The organism is Staphylococcus sp. GDY8P47P, from assembly GCF_016892225.1.
GTDB classification, from domain to species: Bacteria; Bacillota; Bacilli; order Staphylococcales; family Staphylococcaceae; genus Staphylococcus; species Staphylococcus borealis.
The window spans coordinates 1-20311 of the sequence record NZ_JAFENV010000030.1 but is presented as its reverse complement, the minus strand read 5'-3'; the positions used below and the strand labels follow the sequence as shown (position 1 = coordinate 20311).

16 protein-coding genes, 8 tRNA genes and 1 rRNA gene are annotated in these 20311 nt (G+C 35.7%); all 25 read left to right on the top strand.

Features of this window, described 5'->3' with window-relative positions:
* The first annotated feature begins 50 nt into the window (after nt 1–50).
* Nucleotides 51–623, top strand: coding sequence for an aminoacyl-tRNA hydrolase (gene pth, locus JVV30_RS11045; protein ID WP_053031322.1), 573 nt, complete (start codon nt 51–53; stop codon nt 621–623).
* The gene (mfd, locus tag JVV30_RS11040; protein ID WP_070854577.1) at nt 620–4129 is read left to right on the top strand and encodes a transcription-repair coupling factor; all 3510 of its coding nucleotides are present in this window, start codon (nt 620–622) and stop codon (nt 4127–4129) included. Before pth ends, mfd begins: the two co-directional genes overlap by 4 nt.
* Entirely contained in the window at nt 4119–5726 is a 1608-nt protein-coding gene (locus JVV30_RS11035; protein WP_204194249.1) for a polysaccharide biosynthesis protein, read from the top strand. Before mfd ends, JVV30_RS11035 begins: the two co-directional genes overlap by 11 nt.
* On the top strand, nt 5726–6916 hold the full coding sequence (locus JVV30_RS11030; RefSeq protein WP_070854578.1) for a MazG nucleotide pyrophosphohydrolase domain-containing protein: 1191 nt from the start codon (nt 5726–5728) through the stop codon (nt 6914–6916). The genes JVV30_RS11035 and JVV30_RS11030 overlap by 1 nt, the downstream gene beginning before the upstream one ends.
* Entirely contained in the window at nt 6913–7191 is a 279-nt protein-coding gene (locus JVV30_RS11025; protein WP_037537011.1) for an RNA-binding S4 domain-containing protein, read from the top strand. Before JVV30_RS11030 ends, JVV30_RS11025 begins: the two co-directional genes overlap by 4 nt.
* Before the next feature lie 20 nt (nt 7192–7211).
* Nucleotides 7212–7607 (top strand): cell division protein DivIC, encoded by a 396-nt coding sequence (divIC, locus tag JVV30_RS11020; RefSeq protein WP_053031330.1) that lies wholly within the window; start codon nt 7212–7214, stop codon nt 7605–7607.
* Nucleotides 7608–7735: 128 nt separating this feature from the next.
* Nucleotides 7736–8137 carry a S1 domain-containing RNA-binding protein gene (locus tag JVV30_RS11015; RefSeq protein WP_053017953.1) on the top strand — a complete coding sequence of 134 codons (402 nt, stop codon included), beginning with the start codon at nt 7736–7738 and terminating at the stop codon, nt 8135–8137.
* A gap of 244 nt (nt 8138–8381) precedes the next feature.
* Nucleotides 8382–9674 carry a tRNA lysidine(34) synthetase TilS gene (gene tilS / locus JVV30_RS11010; protein ID WP_481906321.1) on the top strand — a complete coding sequence of 431 codons (1293 nt, stop codon included), beginning with the start codon at nt 8382–8384 and terminating at the stop codon, nt 9672–9674.
* A gap of 3 nt (nt 9675–9677) precedes the next feature.
* Nucleotides 9678–10217, top strand: a complete 540-nt coding sequence (gene hpt / locus JVV30_RS11005; RefSeq protein ID WP_053031336.1) for a hypoxanthine phosphoribosyltransferase — start codon at nt 9678–9680, stop codon at nt 10215–10217.
* 263 nt (nt 10218–10480) lie between these two features.
* Nucleotides 10481–12664, top strand: coding sequence for an ATP-dependent zinc metalloprotease FtsH (ftsH, locus tag JVV30_RS11000; RefSeq protein WP_070854581.1), 2184 nt, complete (start codon nt 10481–10483; stop codon nt 12662–12664).
* A gap of 237 nt (nt 12665–12901) precedes the next feature.
* Nucleotides 12902–13786, top strand: coding sequence for an Hsp33 family molecular chaperone HslO (hslO, locus tag JVV30_RS10995; RefSeq protein ID WP_070854582.1), 885 nt, complete (start codon nt 12902–12904; stop codon nt 13784–13786).
* A 213-nt stretch (nt 13787–13999) separates the two neighbouring features.
* On the top strand, nt 14000–14932 hold the full coding sequence (cysK, locus tag JVV30_RS10990; protein WP_053031342.1) for a cysteine synthase A: 933 nt from the start codon (nt 14000–14002) through the stop codon (nt 14930–14932).
* A 348-nt stretch (nt 14933–15280) separates the two neighbouring features.
* A complete protein-coding gene (folP, locus tag JVV30_RS10985) occupies nt 15281–16084 on the top strand; it encodes a dihydropteroate synthase (RefSeq protein ID WP_204194240.1) in 804 nt (267 codons plus the stop codon).
* Nucleotides 16062–16427 carry a dihydroneopterin aldolase gene (folB, locus tag JVV30_RS10980; protein WP_053031347.1) on the top strand — a complete coding sequence of 122 codons (366 nt, stop codon included), beginning with the start codon at nt 16062–16064 and terminating at the stop codon, nt 16425–16427. Before folP ends, folB begins: the two co-directional genes overlap by 23 nt.
* Entirely contained in the window at nt 16428–16907 is a 480-nt protein-coding gene (gene folK / locus JVV30_RS10975; protein WP_070854585.1) for a 2-amino-4-hydroxy-6-hydroxymethyldihydropteridine diphosphokinase, read from the top strand. It abuts the gene before it with no gap.
* Between the two features lie 281 nt (nt 16908–17188).
* Complete coding sequence (gene lysS, locus JVV30_RS10970; RefSeq protein ID WP_070854586.1) at nt 17189–18679, top strand: lysine--tRNA ligase; 1491 nt, start codon at nt 17189–17191, stop codon at nt 18677–18679.
* Between the two features lie 663 nt (nt 18680–19342).
* A 5S ribosomal RNA gene (gene rrf / locus JVV30_RS10965) occupies nt 19343–19457 on the top strand.
* A gap of 9 nt (nt 19458–19466) precedes the next feature.
* Nucleotides 19467–19542, top strand: a tRNA-Val gene (locus JVV30_RS10960).
* A gap of 14 nt (nt 19543–19556) precedes the next feature.
* A tRNA-Thr gene (locus JVV30_RS10955) sits at nt 19557–19632 on the top strand.
* Between the two features lie 5 nt (nt 19633–19637).
* A tRNA-Lys gene (locus JVV30_RS10950) sits at nt 19638–19710 on the top strand.
* A gap of 23 nt (nt 19711–19733) precedes the next feature.
* A tRNA-Gly gene (locus tag JVV30_RS10945) sits at nt 19734–19808 on the top strand.
* Nucleotides 19809–19815: 7 nt separating this feature from the next.
* Nucleotides 19816–19904, top strand: a tRNA-Leu gene (locus JVV30_RS10940).
* Nucleotides 19905–19915: 11 nt separating this feature from the next.
* Nucleotides 19916–19992, top strand: a tRNA-Arg gene (locus tag JVV30_RS10935).
* 30 nt (nt 19993–20022) lie between these two features.
* Nucleotides 20023–20096 (top strand) — tRNA-Pro (locus JVV30_RS10930).
* A gap of 15 nt (nt 20097–20111) precedes the next feature.
* Nucleotides 20112–20187: transfer RNA gene (locus tag JVV30_RS10925), tRNA-Ala, on the top strand.
* Nucleotides 20188–20311 lie beyond the last annotated feature (124 nt).

The window sequence follows — 20311 nt, the reverse complement described above, 5'->3', positions numbered from 1 at the left end:
TTCAGTTGATAGATATCATTATAAATGAAACACAATGGAGGTAACATCGTATGAAATGTATTGTGGGTCTTGGAAATATAGGTAAGCGATTTGAGTTAACAAGACACAATATCGGATTTGAAGTCATCGATTTTATTTTAGAGAAACATCATTTCTCATTAGATAAACAAAAATTTAAAGGTGCTTATACTATTGAACGTCTAAATGGCGAAAAGGTCCTATTTATTGAACCAATGACGATGATGAATCTTTCAGGTGAGGCAGTTGGGCCATTAATGGATTATTACAATGTTGAAGTAGAAGATTTAATTGTCTTATATGATGATTTAGATTTATCTCAAGGTCAAATCCGCTTGCGCCAAAAAGGTAGCGCTGGAGGACACAATGGTATGAAGTCTATAATTAAACATTTAGGTACAGATCAATTTAAACGTATTCGTATTGGTGTAGGGAGACCAACAAACGGTATGTCAGTACCTGATTATGTATTACAGAAATTCTCAAAAGAAGAAATGATCATTATGGATAAAGTAATCGAACATTCAGCACATGCAGTAGAAGCATTTATTGAAAGTTCACGCTTTGATCATGTAATGAATCAATATAACGGAGAAGTCAATTGAGACCTATTATTTCAGAGTATATTCAAAATGATAAACGTTTCCAAGAACTTGATGACGTCTTCGGCCAACAGAATATACTTGTCACTGGCCTTTCTCCCTCAGCAAAAGCAACGATTATTGCTGAAAAGTATTTAAAAGATCAAAAACAAATGTTGTTAATTACAAACAACTTATATCAAGCAGATAAATTAGAAACTGATATTTTACAATATGTCGATCATTCTGAAGTGTATAAATATCCTGTACAAGATATTATGACTGAAGAATTCTCAACGCAAAGCCCTCAACTTATGAGTGAACGTGTACGTACACTAACTGCATTAGCTCATAATAAGAAAGGGTTATTTATCGTTCCTTTAAATGGACTGAAAAAGTGGCTTACACCATTTGATTTATGGAAAGATCATCAACTCACACTCAAAGTAGGCGAAGACATCGACGTTGATGAATTCTTAAATAAATTAGTGAATATGGGGTATCGTCGTGAAAGTGTCGTATCACACATTGGTGAGTTCTCATTACGTGGCGGTATTATCGACATTTATCCACTCATAGGTCAACCTGTTCGAATCGAATTGTTTGATACTGAGGTTGATTCCATTCGCGACTTTGATGTTGAAACGCAACGTTCAAATGACAATATTGAAGAAGTTGCGATTACGACGGCAAGTGATTACATTATTACAGATGACGTCATTCAACACTTACAAACTGAATTAAAGGCGGCATATGAAACAACACGCCCAAAAATTGATAAATCTGTCCGTGATGATTTGAAAGAGACTTATGAAAGTTTCAAATTGTTTGAAACGACGTTCTTTGATCATCAATTATTACGTCGTTTGGTGGCATTTATGTATGACCAGCCTTCAACACTAATTGACTATTTTGCAGAAGATGCCATCATTGTAACGGATGAATATAACCGTATTAAAGAAACTGAAAAGACACTAACAACTGAAGTGGACGACTTTATTCAGAACTTAATAGAAAGTGGAAATGGTTTTATAGGGCAATCATTTATGCAATATGATGGTTTTGAATCATTGCTAAAAGATTATCCAGTAACCTATTTCACTTTATTTACATCGACAATGCCTGTTCAGTTGCAACATATTATTAAATTTTCATGTAAACCAGTGCAACAATTCTACGGGCAATATGATATCATGCGTTCAGAATTCCAACGTTATGTGCACAATGACTACAACATTGTAGTGCTAGTAGAAACGGAAACGAAAGTTGAACGTATCCAATCAATGTTGAACGAGATGCATATACCAACTGTTACAAATGTTCATAATGACATTAAATCTGGACAAGTCATTGTTACAGAAGGCAGTCTATCAGAAGGCTTCGAATTACCTTATATGCAACTCGTTGTCATAACTGAGCGCGAATTGTTCAAGACTAAGCAAAAGAAACAACGTAAACGCACTAAGACGTTATCAAATGCTGAAAAAATCAAGTCATATCAAGACCTTAATGTGGGTGACTATGTTGTACATGTGCATCATGGGGTAGGTCGTTACTTAGGTGTTGAAACACTAGAAGTTGGCGATGTTCACCGAGATTATATTAAATTACAATATAAAGGCACAGACCAACTGTTTGTACCAGTTGATCAAATGGACCAAGTGCAAAAATATGTTGCTTCCGAAGATAAATCCCCTAAACTAAACAAACTTGGTGGTTCAGAATGGAAGAAAACAAAGGCTAAAGTTCAACAAAGTGTTGAAGATATTGCAGATGAATTAATCGCATTGTATAAAGAACGTGAAATGTCAGTAGGATACCAATACGGTGAAGATACTGCTGAGCAAAGTGCGTTTGAAATGGACTTCCCATACGAATTGACGCCAGACCAAGCGAAGTCGATTGACGAAATCAAAGGTGATATGGAACGCGAGCGTCCAATGGATCGCTTATTATGTGGAGACGTTGGTTATGGTAAGACAGAAGTTGCAGTTAGAGCAGCCTTTAAAGCTGTAATGGAAGGAAAACAAGTTGCGTTTCTTGTACCTACAACGATTTTAGCGCAACAACATTATGAAACTTTAATTGAACGTATGCAGGATTTTCCAGTACAAATTGAATTGATTAGTCGATTCCGTTCAACGAAAGAAGTCAAAGAAACAAAAGAAGGACTTAAATCAGGATATGTGGATATTGTAGTTGGAACACATAAATTGTTAGGCAAAGATATTCATTATAAAGATTTGGGCTTATTAATAGTCGATGAAGAACAACGCTTTGGTGTACGTCATAAAGAACGTATTAAGACAATGAAGACCAATGTTGATGTGTTAACCTTAACTGCAACACCAATTCCAAGAACATTGCATATGAGTATGCTTGGTGTACGTGATTTATCAGTCATTGAAACACCTCCAGAGAATCGTTTTCCTGTACAAACTTATGTGTTAGAACAAAACAGTAATTTTATAAAAGAAGCTTTAGAACGTGAATTATCGCGTGACGGACAAGTATTCTATTTATATAACAGAGTGCAATCAATTTATGAAAAACGTGAACAATTACAGATGTTAATGCCGGATGCTAATATTGCTGTTGCTCATGGTCAGATGACAGAACGCGATCTTGAAGAAACAATGCTCAGTTTCATCAATGGCGAATTTGATATTTTAGTGACTACAACCATTATTGAAACAGGTGTGGATGTACCTAATGCGAACACGTTAATCATTGAAGAAGCGGATCGCTTTGGTTTAAGTCAATTGTATCAATTACGTGGTCGTGTAGGACGCTCAAGTCGTATCGGCTATGCCTACTTCTTACACGCCGCAAATAAAGTGTTAACTGAAACAGCAGAAGAAAGATTACAAGCGATTAAAGAATTTACTGAACTAGGTTCAGGGTTCAAAATTGCGATGCGTGATTTAAATATTCGTGGTGCCGGGAACTTACTTGGTAAACAACAACATGGCTTTATCGACTCTGTCGGATTCGACTTGTATTCACAAATGCTAGAAGAAGCGGTTAACGAAAAACGTGGTATCAAAGAAGAAGAACCAGATGCACCAGAAGTAGAAATGGAATTAAACTTAGACGCTTATTTACCAGCAGAATATATTCAAAACGAGCAAGCTAAAATTGAAATTTATAAAAAACTACGCAAAGTTGAAACGGAAGAACAATTATTTGATATTAAAGATGAGTTAATCGATCGCTTCAATGATTACCCAGTAGAAGTTGAACGTTTGCTTGAAATGGTGGAAATTAAAATACATGCACTACATGCTGGTGTAACTTTAATTAAGGATAAAGGTAAGCAAATTGAAGTGTCTTTATCAGCGAAAGCAACAGAACAAATCAATGGTGAAGTATTGTTTAAACAAACACAACCTTTAGGACGTGCGATGAAGCTTGGTGTTAAAGAGAACCGTATGCATGTCACGCTTACGAAATCTAAACAATGGTTAGATAACTTGAAATTCCTTGTGAAATGCCTTGAAGGAAGTATGGCTATTGAAGATGAAGATTAAGAAGCTATCAGAGTCTAAATCGACACAATTGTTGTCATCTGAGTCTACGAATGAATTGACACACAGTAAACCTTCTAGACACACAGCATTTAATGGTGTTGTGATTCTAACCCTTGCGCTCGTCATCGTCAAAGTATTAAGTGCAATTTACCGAGTACCTTATCAAAATGTACTCGGTGATACGGGATTATATGCGTATCAACAAGTTTATCCCATTGTGGCACTAGGTATGATTTTATCTATGAATGCTATTCCGAGTGCGGTTACGCAAACGTTTGGTATTAGTGGACAAGCTGCTTCGTTCTCCAAAGTACTGTTACGATTCCAAATGATCGGAATAACGATATTTATACTGCTCTTATTATTAGCGAATCCAGTGGCTGTATTAATGGGAGATTCAAGACTTGCGCCAATGTTAAGAATGGCAAGCTTAAGTTATCTGTTCATCGGCATACTAGGCGTGTGTCGTGGCTATTATCAAAGTCAAAGACGAATGAACATACCTGCTATTTCCCAGGTAATTGAACAAATGATTCGTGTTGGATTTATTATTGTAGCGATTGTTTTATTTATGATAAGAGATTGGTCCATATATCAAGCGGGTACGATTGCGATTTTAGCTTCTGCACTTGGATTCTTAGGTTCAAGCCTCTTTTTAATAGTGATGAAACCTTTCGCCTTCAAAATGCAGAACATATCGGTGCATATACCTTGGAAAGACTTACTTATGGCTACGCTTGTGTTTGCATTGAGCCAGTTATTGGTTATATTATGGCAATTTGTAGATAGTTTTACCATTGTTCATACGTTACAATCACATGGTTTGCATTTTAAAGAAGCAATCATGCAAAAAGGAATATATGATCGTGGTGCTTCATTTATACAAATGGGGTTAATTGTTACAACCACATTTAGCTTTGTGCTCATACCATTATTGACTGAGGCGATTGAACAACAAAATCAAGTAAAAATGAATCGTTATGCTAACGCATCGCTTAAGATTACGATTCTCATTAGTTCAGCAGCAGGTATAGGATTAATTAATTTATTGCCTATGATGAATGCGGTCTTCTTTAAGACGAATAGCTTAAGTTTCACACTTGGATTTTATATGTTAACTGTTATATGTGTGTCACTCATTATGATGGATATTGCATTGCTACAAGTACTTAATTGTATTCGCCCGATATTGATTGGAGTAATGGTTGGCTTAGTTGTGAAAGCTATACTGAACGTGCTGTTGATTTCGCAGTATGGCATTGCTGGCGCTAGTATAAGTACGGTTATGTCACTCGCTTGCTTTGGAGTCATATTGCATAGAGAGGTGCTTAAACAGTATCACTTTAATCGAATGAAACCTTTCATTTTGAAAATGATTACTGCATTAGCCGTCATGACAATCGTTATTCAAATCATTATGGCATTGTTACCTGTAGTAGGACGTATCGGTGGACTTATAATGTTGGTTATTGTAGCAATCCTAGGCGTTGCCGTATTGTTGCTACTCGTGATGTACATGAATATTTTAAGTTATAGAGAATTAAAACATTTGCCATTTGGCGATAAGCTTTATCATATTAAGAAAGGACGACATTAATGACACATACAATTACAATTGTTGGTTTAGGTAACTACGGTTTAGATGAATTGCCACTTGGTATATATCGTTTCTTAATACAACAACCGCTTGTTTATACACGTACACTTGAACATCCTGTAATCAATCAATTACAAGATGAACTCAAATTTGAAAGCTTTGATACAGTTTATGAAGCAAACGAAGATTTTGATTCGGTTTATCAACAAATCGTCGACTTTTTAATAGAAAAAGCACAAGCACAAGACGTGGTCTATGCCGTGCCTGGACATCCGCGAGTAGCTGAAACGACGACAGCCAAGTTGCTTGATTATCACGCACATCATCAAGACGTAGACGTTAAAATACTAGGTGGTAAAAGTTTTATTGATGATATCTTTGCAGCAATCGATCAAGATCCTAATGATGGTTTTACTTTATTGGATGGAACTGCTTTAACAGAACAGTTACTCAATGTACGTACACATACACTTATTACGCAAGTATACAGTGCTATGATTGCAGCAGATATTAAAATCACTTTAATGGAACATTATCCAGATGACTTCTTAGTAAAAATCGTGACTGGCGCGCACAGTACAGGGGCTAATGTACTGGAGGTACCACTATTTGAGCTTGATCATCATGAGGATGCTTTTAATAATTTAACGAGTGTATATGTACCGAAAGTGACAAATGATGAAGCACTGTATCAGAATTTTGACTATGCAGTAGAAGTGATAGACCGCTTAGTAGATGATGAAACAGGTTGCCCATGGGATCGTGTTCAAACACATGACTCTCTTAAACGTTATTTATTAGAAGAGAGCTTCGAATTGTTTGAAGCGATAGATAATGAAGATGATTGGCACATGATAGAAGAATTAGGTGACATCTTACTGCAAGTGCTCTTGCATGCTAGTATTGGTAAAAAAGAAGGCTATATGGACATCCAAGAAATTATTGAGAGTCTCAGTGCTAAGATGATTCGTCGTCATCCACATATTTTCGGTGATGAAAATGCAGCATCCATAGAAGATTTAAATGACATTTGGCAGACAGCTAAGAGTAAAGAAGGTAAATCACCACGCGTTAAATTTGAGAAAGTATTTGCAGACCACTTCATGGCATTGTATGATAAAACCAAAAATAGGGATTTTGATGAAGAAACCCTTAGAAACTATTTGCAACAAGGGGAGAAAGATTCATGAGATTAGATAAATATTTAAAAGTGTCACGACTCGTTAAGCGTCGTACTTTGGCGAAAGAAATAAGTGACCAAGGTCGTATTACTGTAAATGGTAATGTAGCCAAAGCTGGGACAGATGTTAAAGTAGAAGATGAACTGGTTATTCGTTTCGGACAAAAGCTGGTTACAGTTAAAGTAACAGGTTTAAGTGAACACGCTTCTAAAGAAAATGCTAAAGGTATGTATGATTTAATTAAAGAAGAACGAATTAATCAAAATCAATTTGAAGAAGAATAGACTGAAGGAGGTGACAAGCAATGAGTAAAAAGGTAGAAAATATAGGAAACCAGTATACCTCCGAAAAAAATCGAAAGAAACAACGACAACAGAAAAAAATGCGAGTTGTTAGACGACGAGTGACCGTATTCGGTGGGATACTATTAGCGATCATTATTATTCTATCCATCATGCTTGTCGTCCAAAAACAAAGCAATGATAAAGCTGCAGTTGAGCGAAAGCATAAAGAGGAACAATTTCAAAAAAAACAAGATGAGGAAATCGCATTAAAAGAAGAGCTCAGTAATTTAAATAATAAAGACTACATTGAGAAGGTAGCGAGAGATGATTATTACTTGAGTAATAAAGGTGAAGTTATTTTTAAATTGCCTAATAACGATGATGATTCTAAATCAAAATCCTCAAATGACAACTGATAATATAAAAGATAATCGTTTTTCTTAAAGAAGAATGAATTATCTGGTTTTATAGCATTGTGAAAATATTAAAACAGGAATATAATAAGGTTAAAATCGAATCAAAATCGGGAGGATTTATTTAGAATATGTCAATCGAAGTAGGAAACAAGCTAAAAGGTAAAGTTACTGGTATCAAAAAATTTGGTGCATTCGTAGAATTACCTGAAGGAAAAAGTGGCTTAGTTCATATCAGTGAAGTGGCTGATAACTATGTTGAGAATGTTGAAGATCACCTATCAGTTGGAGACGAAGTTGAAGTTAAAGTCTTATCTATTGCAGATGACGGTAAAATTAGCCTTTCAATTAAAAAAGCCAAAGATCGTCCTCGTAGACCACAACATAAATCAAATCACAATAGACCACCACAACAAAAAGGTGAAGATTTCGAAAAGAAATTAAGCAATTTCTTGAAAGATAGTGAAGATAAATTAACATCTATTAAACGACAAACAGAATCAAGACGTGGCGGTAAAGGTTCAAGACGCTAATTTAAATATATTATTTATATGATTATAGGTAATAGCAAGGATGACATCATTATAGGTGACATTCACTACGAACATACATGGTTGTTGTCCTGTCGAATGGCCCTTTATTTATATATAAGATGTGTTATTTTTGCGGGGTGGAACTTAAAATTCAACAATGAATTTTAGTTCCACTCTTTTTTTGATGAGCGCATTACAGCACTGTAATACGTAATGTTCTAGGGATTATAAGGAGGTCTGAATGTTGAAAGTTAATACGTCGCTATGGAACAATACAGATCATATTGTGATTGCAGTTTCGACAGGTATAGATAGTATGTCACTGTTGCATCATTTACTTACACAATTATCACATACGTATAAACAATTGACTTGTCTACATGTTAATCACGGCTTGCGAGAGGTATCGCATAAGGAAGAAGCATTTATAGAAGCGTTTTGTAAACAACACGCCATCCCTTGTTATGTGAAACGATTGAATTTAACCGATATCGTAGCACAGGGTAAGAGTATACAAGCTGATGCGCGTTATCTGCGTTATGAGTGGTTTGATGAAATGATGAAGCAATTAAAGGCAGACGTATTGCTTACAGCACATCATTTAGATGATCAACTTGAAACCATTTTTTATCGACTGTTTACAGGGCGTTCTACGCGAAGTACTTTAGGAATAGACGTTCAATCGAAACGTCGTCACTATACAATAAGTCGCCCATTACTGGAAGTTTCAAAAGATGACATACGCGACTATCAGCATAAATATCAAGTGCCCTATTACGAGGATAGTTCAAATAGTGATAATAAATATGTTAGAAATGATATTCGTAATCGGTTATTACCAGCGATTAACCAAAATTCAGAGCTTGATAGCACACATTTACTAAAGCTAAAACGTTGGCACGACATCCAATTACGTGAAAGTCGAAAAAAAGCCGATGCTTTTATTGAACATGATATCTCGATCAATAATAATGCAACACAGATTCAGTGTGCACGACATGCATTTAATCAACTAGATGACATTACTAAAATGGTGTTATTAGATCAACTATTCAAACATCTTCAATTGGACAAGTCATTTTCAGAGAAACAATACCATGAATGGTTTGCTCAAATTGATAGTGAAATCGCACAATTTGAGATATCCCTTACTGAAAAATGGATAATTCAAATGGCATATGATAAATTTATTATATTGGCTAAAAATGAGCCGTCATTATTAGATAATCAAATTGTGAATCAGGCAAATACATATCGTTTCGGATCCTATCATATCGTTATTCATCCAACGATACCCCATGACCAATTACCGTTATTGATACGAACACGTCGCAATGGAGATAAAGTCGAACTGAATGGACAACAAGGCCATAAAAAAGTAGGACGTTTGTTTATAGATTATAAAATTCCAAATGATGCGCGCATGCAAATGCCAGTAATTGAAAATCAACACCATCAAATTATTGCTGTAGGTAATTTATATATTGCTCAAGCATATAATCAACATATCGAAATCAAAAAAATTGGAGATGAATGATTAATGAAAGATGATTTAAAGGAAATTTTATTAACTGAAGAAGATATTCAAGATATTTGTAAAGACTTAGGTGAACAGTTAACTAGAGATTACAAAGATAAGCCACTTGTCTGCGTTGGTATTTTAAAAGGTTCTGTTATGTTTATGGCCGACTTAATTAAACGTATTGATACACATTTAGCAATTGATTTTATGGATGTTTCAAGCTACCATGGTGGGACTGAATCAACAGGGGAAGTCCAAATATTAAAAGATTTAGGTTCATCTATTGAAAATAAAGATGTCCTCATTATTGAAGATATTTTAGAAACAGGTACGACATTGAAATCCATTACTGAATTATTACAATCTCGTAAAGTTAACTCACTTGAAATTGTCACTTTATTAGATAAACCAAATCGACGTAAAGCTGATATTGAAGCGAAATATGTCGGCAAGAAAATTCCTGATGAATTTGTTGTAGGGTATGGTTTAGATTACGCTGAACATTATAGAAATTTACCGTATATCGGCACATTAAAACCAGAAATTTATAACAAGTAAGCGACATTTATTTAGTTGTAAATATAATTAAATCGTGTTTAAGATATAATAACTATACTTAAATGTAGAATTAGTGTAGACTCATTTTATATGCTTAAACTTGACTTAAAAAAACAAATCATTTTTAGGGAATTTAAGTTTTAAAAAGTTTGATAACACAAGGATTTTGAAAAGTATTACAAAAGTTGAAATGCTAGCCTTTAAGAGAAGTATTGTGTTACAATTTTTGTTAGCTTTATTATAGAAATAGGAGGAAATGACGCATGCAAAAAGCTTTTCGCAATGTGCTTGTTATCGCAATTATTGGCGTTATTATATTCGGCGTATTTTCTTACATAAATGGGAACGGTAATACTCCGAAACAACTTTCCTATTCACAGTTTGTAGAGAAATTGGATAAGGGTGACTTGAAAACCTTAGAAATCCAACCTGAACAAAATGTGTACTTGGTAAGTGGTAAAACAAAAAATGATGAAGATTATGCTTCAACAATTTTATACAATAACGAAAAAGACTTACAAAAAATTACAGATGAAGCCAAAAGCCAAAAAGGACTAGATTTTAAAGTTAAAGAAGAAGAGAAACAAAGCGTCTTCGTAAGTATGTTGACGACATTAATTCCTGTATTGATTATTGCTTTCTTATTTATTTTCTTCCTTAGCCAAGCACAAGGTGGCGGCGGTGGCGGTCGTATGATGAACTTTGGTAAATCTAAAGCTAAAATGTACGATAACCAAAAACGTCGTGTACGATTCTCAGATGTTGCTGGTGCAGATGAAGAAAAGCAAGAGTTAATTGAAATTGTAGATTTCTTAAAAGATAATAAGAAATTTAAACAAATGGGTTCAAGAATACCTAAAGGTGTATTACTTGTCGGCCCTCCTGGTACAGGTAAAACATTATTAGCGCGTGCCGTAGCTGGTGAAGCTGGTGCACCATTCTTCTCAATCAGTGGTTCAGACTTCGTTGAGATGTTTGTGGGTGTCGGTGCAAGCCGTGTACGTGACCTATTCGAAAATGCTAAAAAGAATGCGCCATGTATCATCTTTATCGATGAAATAGATGCAGTTGGACGTCAACGTGGTGCAGGTGTTGGTGGCGGTCATGATGAACGTGAACAAACACTTAACCAATTACTAGTTGAAATGGATGGTTTCGGTGAAAATGAAGGTATTATCATGATTGCTGCAACTAACCGTCCTGATATCTTAGACCCAGCGTTATTACGTCCTGGTCGTTTTGATAGACAAATTCAAGTTGGTCGTCCAGATGTTAAAGGTCGTGAAGCTATACTTCACGTACATGCTAAAAATAAACCACTTGATGAAACAGTTGACTTAAAAGCCATTTCACAAAGAACGCCTGGTTTCTCAGGTGCAGATTTAGAGAACTTATTAAATGAAGCGTCTTTAATTGCTGCGCGTGAAGGTAAAAATAAAATTGATATGCGTGATATCGAAGAAGCTACAGACCGAGTTATCGCTGGACCAGCTAAAAAATCACGTGTTATTTCTGACAAAGAACGTAATATTGTAGCTCATCATGAGGCAGGTCATACGGTCATTGGTATGGTGCTTGATGAAGCGGAAGTTGTGCATAAAGTAACGATTGTTCCACGTGGACAAGCTGGTGGTTATGCAATGATGTTACCAAAACAAGATCGCTTCTTAATGACAGAACCTGAATTACTAGATAAAATTTGTGGTTTATTAGGTGGTCGTGTATCAGAAGATATTAACTTCCATGAAGTATCAACGGGTGCATCAAATGACTTTGAAAGAGCAACACAAATTGCACGTTCTATGGTTACTGAATATGGTATGAGTGAAAAACTTGGACCGTTACAATTCTCATCTAGCGGTGGTGGACAAGTCTTCTTAGGCAAAGATATGCAAGGTGAACCTAATTATTCTGGTCAAATCGCTTATGAAATTGATAAAGAAGTTCAACGTATTATTAAAGAACAATATGAACGTTGTAAACAAATCTTATTAGAACATGAAAAAGAACTTAAACTTATCGCTAAAACATTGTTAACAGAAGAAACATTAGTAGCAGAACAAATCCGTTCATTATTCTATGATGGTGTATTACCAGAAGTAGATTACGATGCTGCGCGTGTTGTTAAAGATGAAGATTCTGACTTTAGCGAAGGTAAATATGGTAAATCTTACGATGATATTCGCGAAGAACAACTAGAAGAAGGAAAAGAAGATATGCGAGAAGATCGTAAAGAGGATAACGATATTAATCGTGAACGTAGACATCGTCAAAGAGATGGTAGAGATAATCATGCAGGACATGATCAACTACGTGACGGTTCAAACGGAGATACGGATAAACATCGTGGCCATTCAAGTGATGAAGACGAAACAGGTTATGAGCAATCTCCTAATATTGACAAACCATATAATCCGAATGATCCAAACAACCCTAACAATCGATAAGGTTTAGCTGGATTGTTATCTCCTTTGAGTAGGGCATTACGCCTTAGTCGAAGGAGATTTTTTTAATATGAAAGTATAGTTAAAATAACAATAATAATGTTGAAAGCAAGTTACTTCATATTCTTATTGAACAAGTGTAGAATAAGTATCCTTAAAGGAAAATATTAGAAGTAAATGAATGATTCAAGTATAAATATTAGCAATATAAAAATAGATGTATTAAAGGAGTATACAAAGATGACACATGATTATATCGTTAAATCATTAGCGTTTGATGGAGAAATACGTGCATATGCTGCACTCACAACTGAATCAGTACAAGAGGCGCAAACACGTCACTATACTTGGCCGACAGCATCAGCTGCAATGGGCAGAACAATGACTGCAACTTTATTAATGGGTTCGATGTTGAAAGGCGATCAAAAATTAACTGTAACAGTTGATGGTAAAGGTCCTATTGGCAGAATCATTGCAGATGCAGATGCTGAAGGAAATGTACGTGCTTATGTTGATAAACCACAAACACATTTCCCTTTAAATGGACAAGGTAAATTAGATGTAAGAAGAGCAGTAGGCACAGACGGTTCAATTCAAGTAGTCAAAGACGTTGGTATGAAAGATTATTTCTCTGGTGCAAGCCCAATTGTATCAGGTGAATTGGGAGAAGATTTCACATACTATTTTGCGACAAGTGAACAAACACCTTCTTCAGTAGGATTAGGGGTGTTAGTAAATCCAGACAATTCTATCAAAGCCGCTGGAGGATTCATTATTCAAGTGATGCCTGGCGCGCAAGATGAAACAGTTACTAAATTAGAAAATGCTATTAGTAATATGCAACCTGTATCTAAACTAATTGAACAAGGCTTGACGCCAGAAGGTATTTTAAATGAGATACTTGGAGAAGACAATGTTCAAATTTTAGAGACTATGCCTGCACAGTTTGAATGTAATTGCAGCCATGAGAAGTTTCTAAATGCGATTAAAGGTTTAGGTGAAGCTGAAGTTCAAGATATGATTAAAGAAGATCATGGTGCTGAAGCAGTTTGTCACTTCTGTGGTAACAAATACAGTTATTCTGAATCAGAACTAGAAGAATTATTAGCTTCAATGCAGGCATAATTGTATAACTGAAAAGAGAATTCAAGGCGATAAACCATCACGTGTTTATTGCCTTTTTTACAGGGAAGATAAATGAATGTGGAAGTAAAATGTAACTTCAAGTCTAAATATGAGAGAATTATCTTTGTCTTTTTAGAAAATTCTGATAGAATATAATTATATCCGATAAAAAAACTAAGTTTTAAATATGAAAGTAAAAGGAGCGTTTTTTCAATGGCACAAAAACCAGTAGATAACATTACTCAAATTATTGGCAATACACCGGTAGTAAAATTAAGAAACGTTGTAGATGAAGATGCAGCAGATGTATACGTAAAATTAGAATACCAAAATCCAGGTGGTTCAGTAAAAGACCGTATCGCATTAGCTATGATTGAAAAAGCTGAAAAAGAAGGCAAAATTAAACCAGGTGATACAATCGTAGAACCAACAAGTGGTAACACTGGTATCGGTTTAGCTTTCGTATGTGCAGCTAAAGGTTATAAAGCAGTATTTACAATGCCTGAAACAATGAGTTCTGAACGTCGTAACTTATTAAAAGCTTATGGTGCAAAATTAGTCTTAACACCAGGTTCAGAAGCTATGAAAGGCGCTATCAAAAAAGCAAAAGAATTAAAAGAAGAACATGGTTACTTCGAACCACAACAATTCGAAAACCCAGCAAACCCTGAAATCCATGCTTTAACGACTGGCCCAGAATTAGTTGAGCAATTTGAAGGTAAACAAATTGATGCTTTCTTAGCAGGTGTAGGTACAGGTGGTACTTTATCTGGTGTAGGTAAAGTCTTAAAAGAAAAATACCCTAACGTTGAAATCGTTGCTATCGAACCTGAAGCATCACCAGTATTAAGTGGTGGTGAACCTGGACCACACAAATTGCAAGGTTTAGGTGCAGGATTTGTACCAGATACTTTAGATACAAATATTTACGATAGTATTATCAAAGTTGACAATGATACAGCTATGGAAACATCACGTCGTGTTGCTAAAGAAGAAGGTATCTTAGCAGGTATTTCTTCAGGTGCTGCGATCCATGCTGCAATCCAAAAAGCAAAAGAATTAGGTAAAGGTAAAACAGTTGTAACAGTATTACCAAGTAATGGTGAACGTTACTTATCTACACCTTTATATTCATTTGATGATTAATCAATAGTTAAGATTTTTAGCAGTCTGAGATATAAATAATATAATGATGCTACTTTGCAAATTCGCAGTAGCTGACAGAACTAAGATGTGCTTAAGTTAAGCTTCTCTCAGTTATAGTCATCCTTACGGGGGTGGGGCAACGAATTTAAATGAATTCTGTCCTACTCCCGTTCTTTTTTCTAAAAAAACACCCCAATTAAATTCAATGAAAGCTATAGATGTTTGGATGTCGATTATAAACACTGAAATGTTTGGTAAATGAGTGTATCATTAGTATGTGAATATTAAGTCAACGTAGTTATTGTGCTACAAATCATTTTCAAAAGGACGAAGGGTGACGTGACAAGAATGACTAAAACAAAAATTATGGGCATATTAAATGTAACACCGGATTCATTCTCTGATGGTGGTAAGTACAATTCGGTAGATAAAGCAGTTGCACGTGCAAAAGAGATGGTAGAAGAGGGCGTGGATATTATAGACGTTGGAGGTATATCTACACGACCAGGTTTTACAGAAATTTCAACAGAAGAAGAGATTGAGCGTGTCGTTCCTGTAGTGGAAGAACTTATAAAATTAAATGTTCAACTTTCGATTGATACATATCGCAGTGAAGTAGCAGAAGCATGTTTAAAATTAGGGGCTACAATGATTAATGACCAATGGGCAGGCTTATACGACCCTAAAATACTTGATGTTGTAGCTGCTTATGATGCTGAAATTGTATTAATGCACAATGGTGATGGACATCGTGATCAACCAGTTGTCGAAGAGATGTTGTTATCACTTATTACGCAAGCGAACAAAGCTGAAATGGCAGGTATCCCTAAGCACAAAATATGGCTAGATCCAGGAATTGGATTTGCGAAAACGCGTGAAGAAGAAAATGAAGTAATGTCACGTTTAGATGAACTGGTTGCAACAGAGTATCCTGTTTTATTGGCAACGAGTCGTAAACGTTTCATCAAAGAAATGATTGGTACCGAAACGAAGGCACTAGAACGTGATGAGGCCACAGCTGCAACAACAGCTTATGGTATAATGAAAGGCGTCAAAGCCGTGCGTGTACATAATGTTCAATTAAACGCTCGATTAGGCCAAAGTATGGATTTCTTAAAGGAGAATGACGATGAACGACACAATCTTTCTTAATGGTATGAGATTTTACGCCTATCACGGCGCATTACCTGCTGAAAATGAGATAGGTCAAATCTTTGTAGTAGATGTTACTTTGAAAGTAGACTTAGCTGAAGCGGGTCAATCTGATAAAGTGGTTGATACTGTACATTATGGTGAAGTGTTTGAAGATGTGAAAGAAATCGTTGAAGGTCCACCATGTAATTTAATCGAACATCTAGCTGAACGTATTGCAAAACGTATAAATTCACACTATAATCGTGTAATGGAAACGAAAGTCAGAATCACTAAAGAAAATCCACCTATCCCAGGTCATTATGACGGTGTAGGTATAGAAATAGTGAGGGAGAATCGTTAAATGGTACAAGCGTATTTAGGCTTAGGAAGCAATATTGGTGATAGGGAACAGCAATTACAAGAAGCTATTAAAATCATTGATAGTATAGACGGTGTTACTGTAACTCAAATTTCTCCAATATATGAGACTGCACCAGTAGGCTATACAGAGCAACCCAATTTTTTAAATTTGTGTTTAGAAATTGAAACAGAATTACAGCCCAAAGTACTACTTAAACATTGCTTGGAAACTGAACAGCGATTGCATCGCGTTAGAGACATACGTTGGGGTCCAAGAACATTAGATGTCGATATTTTATTATATGGAGATAAAGTAATAGAAGAAGATGACCTTGAAGTGCCTCATCCGCGTATGGGTGAACGTGCTTTTGTATTAATACCATTGAATGATATTGCATCTACTCAAATAGAACCTCGTTCAAATGCACGTATCTCTGATTTAGTTAAACCAGATGATACTGTTAAGAAATATAAAGGTTAAGTACTAAGCTTTGGGTAAGTATAGTATCCTTAGGCTATATTGCAGCTTTGCTATAGTAGACTAATCTGAGAAGACATTTTATCAAGTATTTCTCAACACGAAGCGCACCATTTGAAATGCGAATATAAAGAATATCATAATTTTAAAGTGATAAAGGTAACGAATTTCCATAAAAAGCGTAAAGAAATATCACTAAATAGGCTATAAGATTTCTTATAAGCATTTTAAAAATGATCCATGGAACATTTATCATAAAAAAGAAGTTTAAAGGAGAGAAAGTTATGTCAGAAGAAATGAATGACCAAATGCAGGTCCGTCGTCAAAAACTACAAGAATTAATTGATTTAGGAATCGATCCTTTTGGGAAACGTTTTGAACGTTCAGCTACTGCTAGCGAATTAAAAGCACAATGGGATGAGTTCTCTAAAGAAGCATTACATGAAAAAGAAGACGAAAGTCATGTGTCAATTGCAGGTCGTTTAATGACTAAACGTGGTAAAGGTAAAGCTGGTTTCGCACATGTTCAAGATTTAACTGGCCAAATTCAAATTTATGTGCGTAAAGACCAAATTGGCGAAGAAGATTTCGATAATTTATGGAAAGGTGCAGACTTAGGTGATATCGTTGGCATTGAAGGTGTCATGTTCAAAACGAATACAGGCGAGCTATCAGTAAAAGCTAAAACATTCACTTTATTATCTAAAGCGCTAAGACCTTTACCTGATAAATTCCATGGTTTACAAGATATCGAACAACGTTACCGTCAACGTTATTTAGATTTGATCACTAACCAAGATAGTACTCAAACATTTATTAATCGCAGTAAAATCATTCAAGAAATGCGTAACTACTTAAATAAACAAGGTTTCTTAGAAGTTGAAACACCAATGATGCATCAAATCGCAGGTGGGGCAGCTGCACGTCCATTTGTTACACACCATAATGCATTAGACGCAACACTATATATGCGTATTGCAATCGAATTGCACTTGAAACGTTTAATCGTTGGTGGACTTGAGAAAGTATATGAAATAGGACGTGTATTCCGTAATGAAGGTGTATCAACACGTCATAACCCAGAATTCACTATGATTGAATTATACGAAGCTTATGCTGATTACCATGATATTATGGACTTAACAGAGTCTATGGTTAGACATATTGCTCAAGAAGTCCTTGGTTCTGCAAAAGTTCAATATAACGGAGAAGAAATTGATTTAGAGTCTGCTTGGACACGTCTTCATATTGTTGATGCTGTAAAAGAAGCAACAGGTGTAGACTTCTATCAAATTAAAACTGATGAAGAAGCTATCGCAGCAGCGAAAGAACATGGTATTGAAATTACAGATAATATGAAGTATGGCCATATTTTAAATGAATTTTTTGAACAAAAAGTTGAAGAAACATTAATTCAACCAACATTTATTTATGGACATCCAATTGAAATTTCTCCATTAGCGAAGAAAAACCCAGAAGATCCTAGATTCACGGATCGTTTCGAACTATTCATCGTAGGTAGAGAACACGCTAATGCATTTACTGAATTAAATGATCCAATTGATCAACGTGAACGTTTCGAAGCGCAATTAGTTGAAAAAGCGCAAGGAAATGATGAAGCACATGAAATGGATGAAGACTACATTGAAGCATTAGAGTACGGTATGCCTCCAACAGGTGGATTAGGTATCGGAATCGATCGCTTAGTTATGTTATTAACTGACTCTCCATCTATTAGAGACGTATTATTATTCCCTTACATGAGACAGAAATAGATCGTATTTAATATTTGAGATGGGAGTAGGACAGAAATAATATTTTCCAAAATTTATTTCGTTGTCCGGCTCCAATCTTGTTTTGTTTGTAGCAATTTTTATGATATTTTCTTAGACAGTGCCCGTCGACAAGGATGACTAGGCTTGAAAAAGTCTGAGATGAGCCACTTTTAAATCAGTCAGCTGCTATCAAGATGATATATTTGACTGAGACATTTCAATTTGTCCCAGTCATTTTTTTATTATATATATGCTGAATGAAACGAAAATGAGTTAAATAGATAGAATAGCTAAGTATATAGGCATTGAATATTAGATGACTTAAAGTGACTTAGATATTATTTAAGAAAAGATGTTACAAAAGTAAAAAAGAGTGGAGAAATTATAATAAAATAGTTTAAAAAAGGTATGGTCATTGTACTTGTGATGTGCTAACATAGTAAAAGTGTTCAAAAGAAGTCGAAGCAACAAATGATAAACTTATTAAATTAAAAAAGTTTTGAAAAACTGTTGACTTTACCTTTTGAATGTTGTAAGATATAAAAGTCGTCAAAAACGAAAGTTAATTTTGTAAAAGACTTGTAAAGATAACTTTAACAAAGTGTAAAATTAACTGTTGAAAATTAAAATAATTGACATTATAATTAATTGAGTAAGTTATTGTCTGGTGACAATGGCAAGGAGGTCACACCTGTTCCCATGCCGAACACAGAAGTTAAGCTCCTTAGCGCCGATGGTAGTTGGATTTACGTTCCGCTAGAGTAGGACGTTGCGAGGCTTACACGTTGGAGAATTAGCTCAGCTGGGAGAGCATCTGCCTTACAAGCAGAGGGTCGGCGGTTCGAACCCGTCATTCTCCACCATTCTTAATTAATTTGCCGGCCTAGCTCAATTGGTAGAGCAACTGACTTGTAATCAGTAGGTTGGGGGTTCAAGTCCTCTGGCCGGCACCATCTTTGAGCCATTAGCTCAGTTGGTAGAGCATCTGACTTTTAATCAGAGGGTCAGAGGTTCGAATCCTCTATGGCTCATACGATTATTTTAATAGCCACATGCGGAAGTAGTTCAGTGGTAGAACACCACCTTGCCAAGGTGGGGGTCGCGGGTTCGAATCCCGTCTTCCGCTCCATTATATTGCCGGGGTGGCGGAACTGGCAGACGCACAGGACTTAAAATCCTGCGGTGAGAGATCACCGTACCGGTTCGATTCCGGTCCTCGGCACCATCTTAAATATAGCGCCCGTAGCTCAACTGGATAGAGCGTTTGACTACGGATCAAGAGGTTATGGGTTCGACTCCTATCGGGCGCGCCATTTAAATTTTATTTATTATTTAATTACATACGGGAAGTAGCTCAGCTTGGTAGAGCACTTGGTTTGGGACCAAGGGGTCGCAGGTTCGAATCCTGTCTTCCCGACTTCTTAAATAATATGGGGGCTTAGCTCAGCTGGGAGAGCGCCTGCTTTGCACGCAGGAGGTCAGCGGTTCGATCCCGCTAGTCTCCACCATTTATAATAATTAAATGAACATTGAAAACTGAATGACAATATGTCAACGTTAATTCCAAAAACAGTAACTTAAATGTTACAAACACTATTTAGTATTATGAGTTAATCAAACATCATAAATTTT

Bases quoted from the DNA above. Each gene is read 5' to 3' on its own strand.
- ftsH (WP_070854581.1), top strand. From the start codon at position 10,481: ATGCAAAAAGCTTTTCGCAATGTGCTTGTTATCGCAATTATTGGCGTT.
- hpt (WP_053031336.1), top strand. From the start codon at position 9,678: ATGAAAGATGATTTAAAGGAAATTTTATTAACTGAAGAAGATATTCAA.
- JVV30_RS11035 (WP_204194249.1), top strand. From the start codon at position 4,119: ATGAAGATTAAGAAGCTATCAGAGTCTAAATCGACACAATTGTTGTCA.
- folB (WP_053031347.1), top strand. From the start codon at position 16,062: ATGAACGACACAATCTTTCTTAATGGTATGAGATTTTACGCCTATCAC.
- JVV30_RS11015 (WP_053017953.1), top strand. From the start codon at position 7,736: ATGTCAATCGAAGTAGGAAACAAGCTAAAAGGTAAAGTTACTGGTATC.
- JVV30_RS11030 (WP_070854578.1), top strand. From the start codon at position 5,726: ATGACACATACAATTACAATTGTTGGTTTAGGTAACTACGGTTTAGAT.
- cysK (WP_053031342.1), top strand. From the start codon at position 14,000: ATGGCACAAAAACCAGTAGATAACATTACTCAAATTATTGGCAATACA.
- lysS (WP_070854586.1), top strand. From the start codon at position 17,189: ATGTCAGAAGAAATGAATGACCAAATGCAGGTCCGTCGTCAAAAACTA.
- folK (WP_070854585.1), top strand. From the start codon at position 16,428: ATGGTACAAGCGTATTTAGGCTTAGGAAGCAATATTGGTGATAGGGAA.
- folP (WP_204194240.1), top strand. From the start codon at position 15,281: ATGACTAAAACAAAAATTATGGGCATATTAAATGTAACACCGGATTCA.
- divIC (WP_053031330.1), top strand. From the start codon at position 7,212: ATGAGTAAAAAGGTAGAAAATATAGGAAACCAGTATACCTCCGAAAAA.
- hslO (WP_070854582.1), top strand. From the start codon at position 12,902: ATGACACATGATTATATCGTTAAATCATTAGCGTTTGATGGAGAAATA.
- JVV30_RS11025 (WP_037537011.1), top strand. From the start codon at position 6,913: ATGAGATTAGATAAATATTTAAAAGTGTCACGACTCGTTAAGCGTCGT.
- pth (WP_053031322.1), top strand. From the start codon at position 51: ATGAAATGTATTGTGGGTCTTGGAAATATAGGTAAGCGATTTGAGTTA.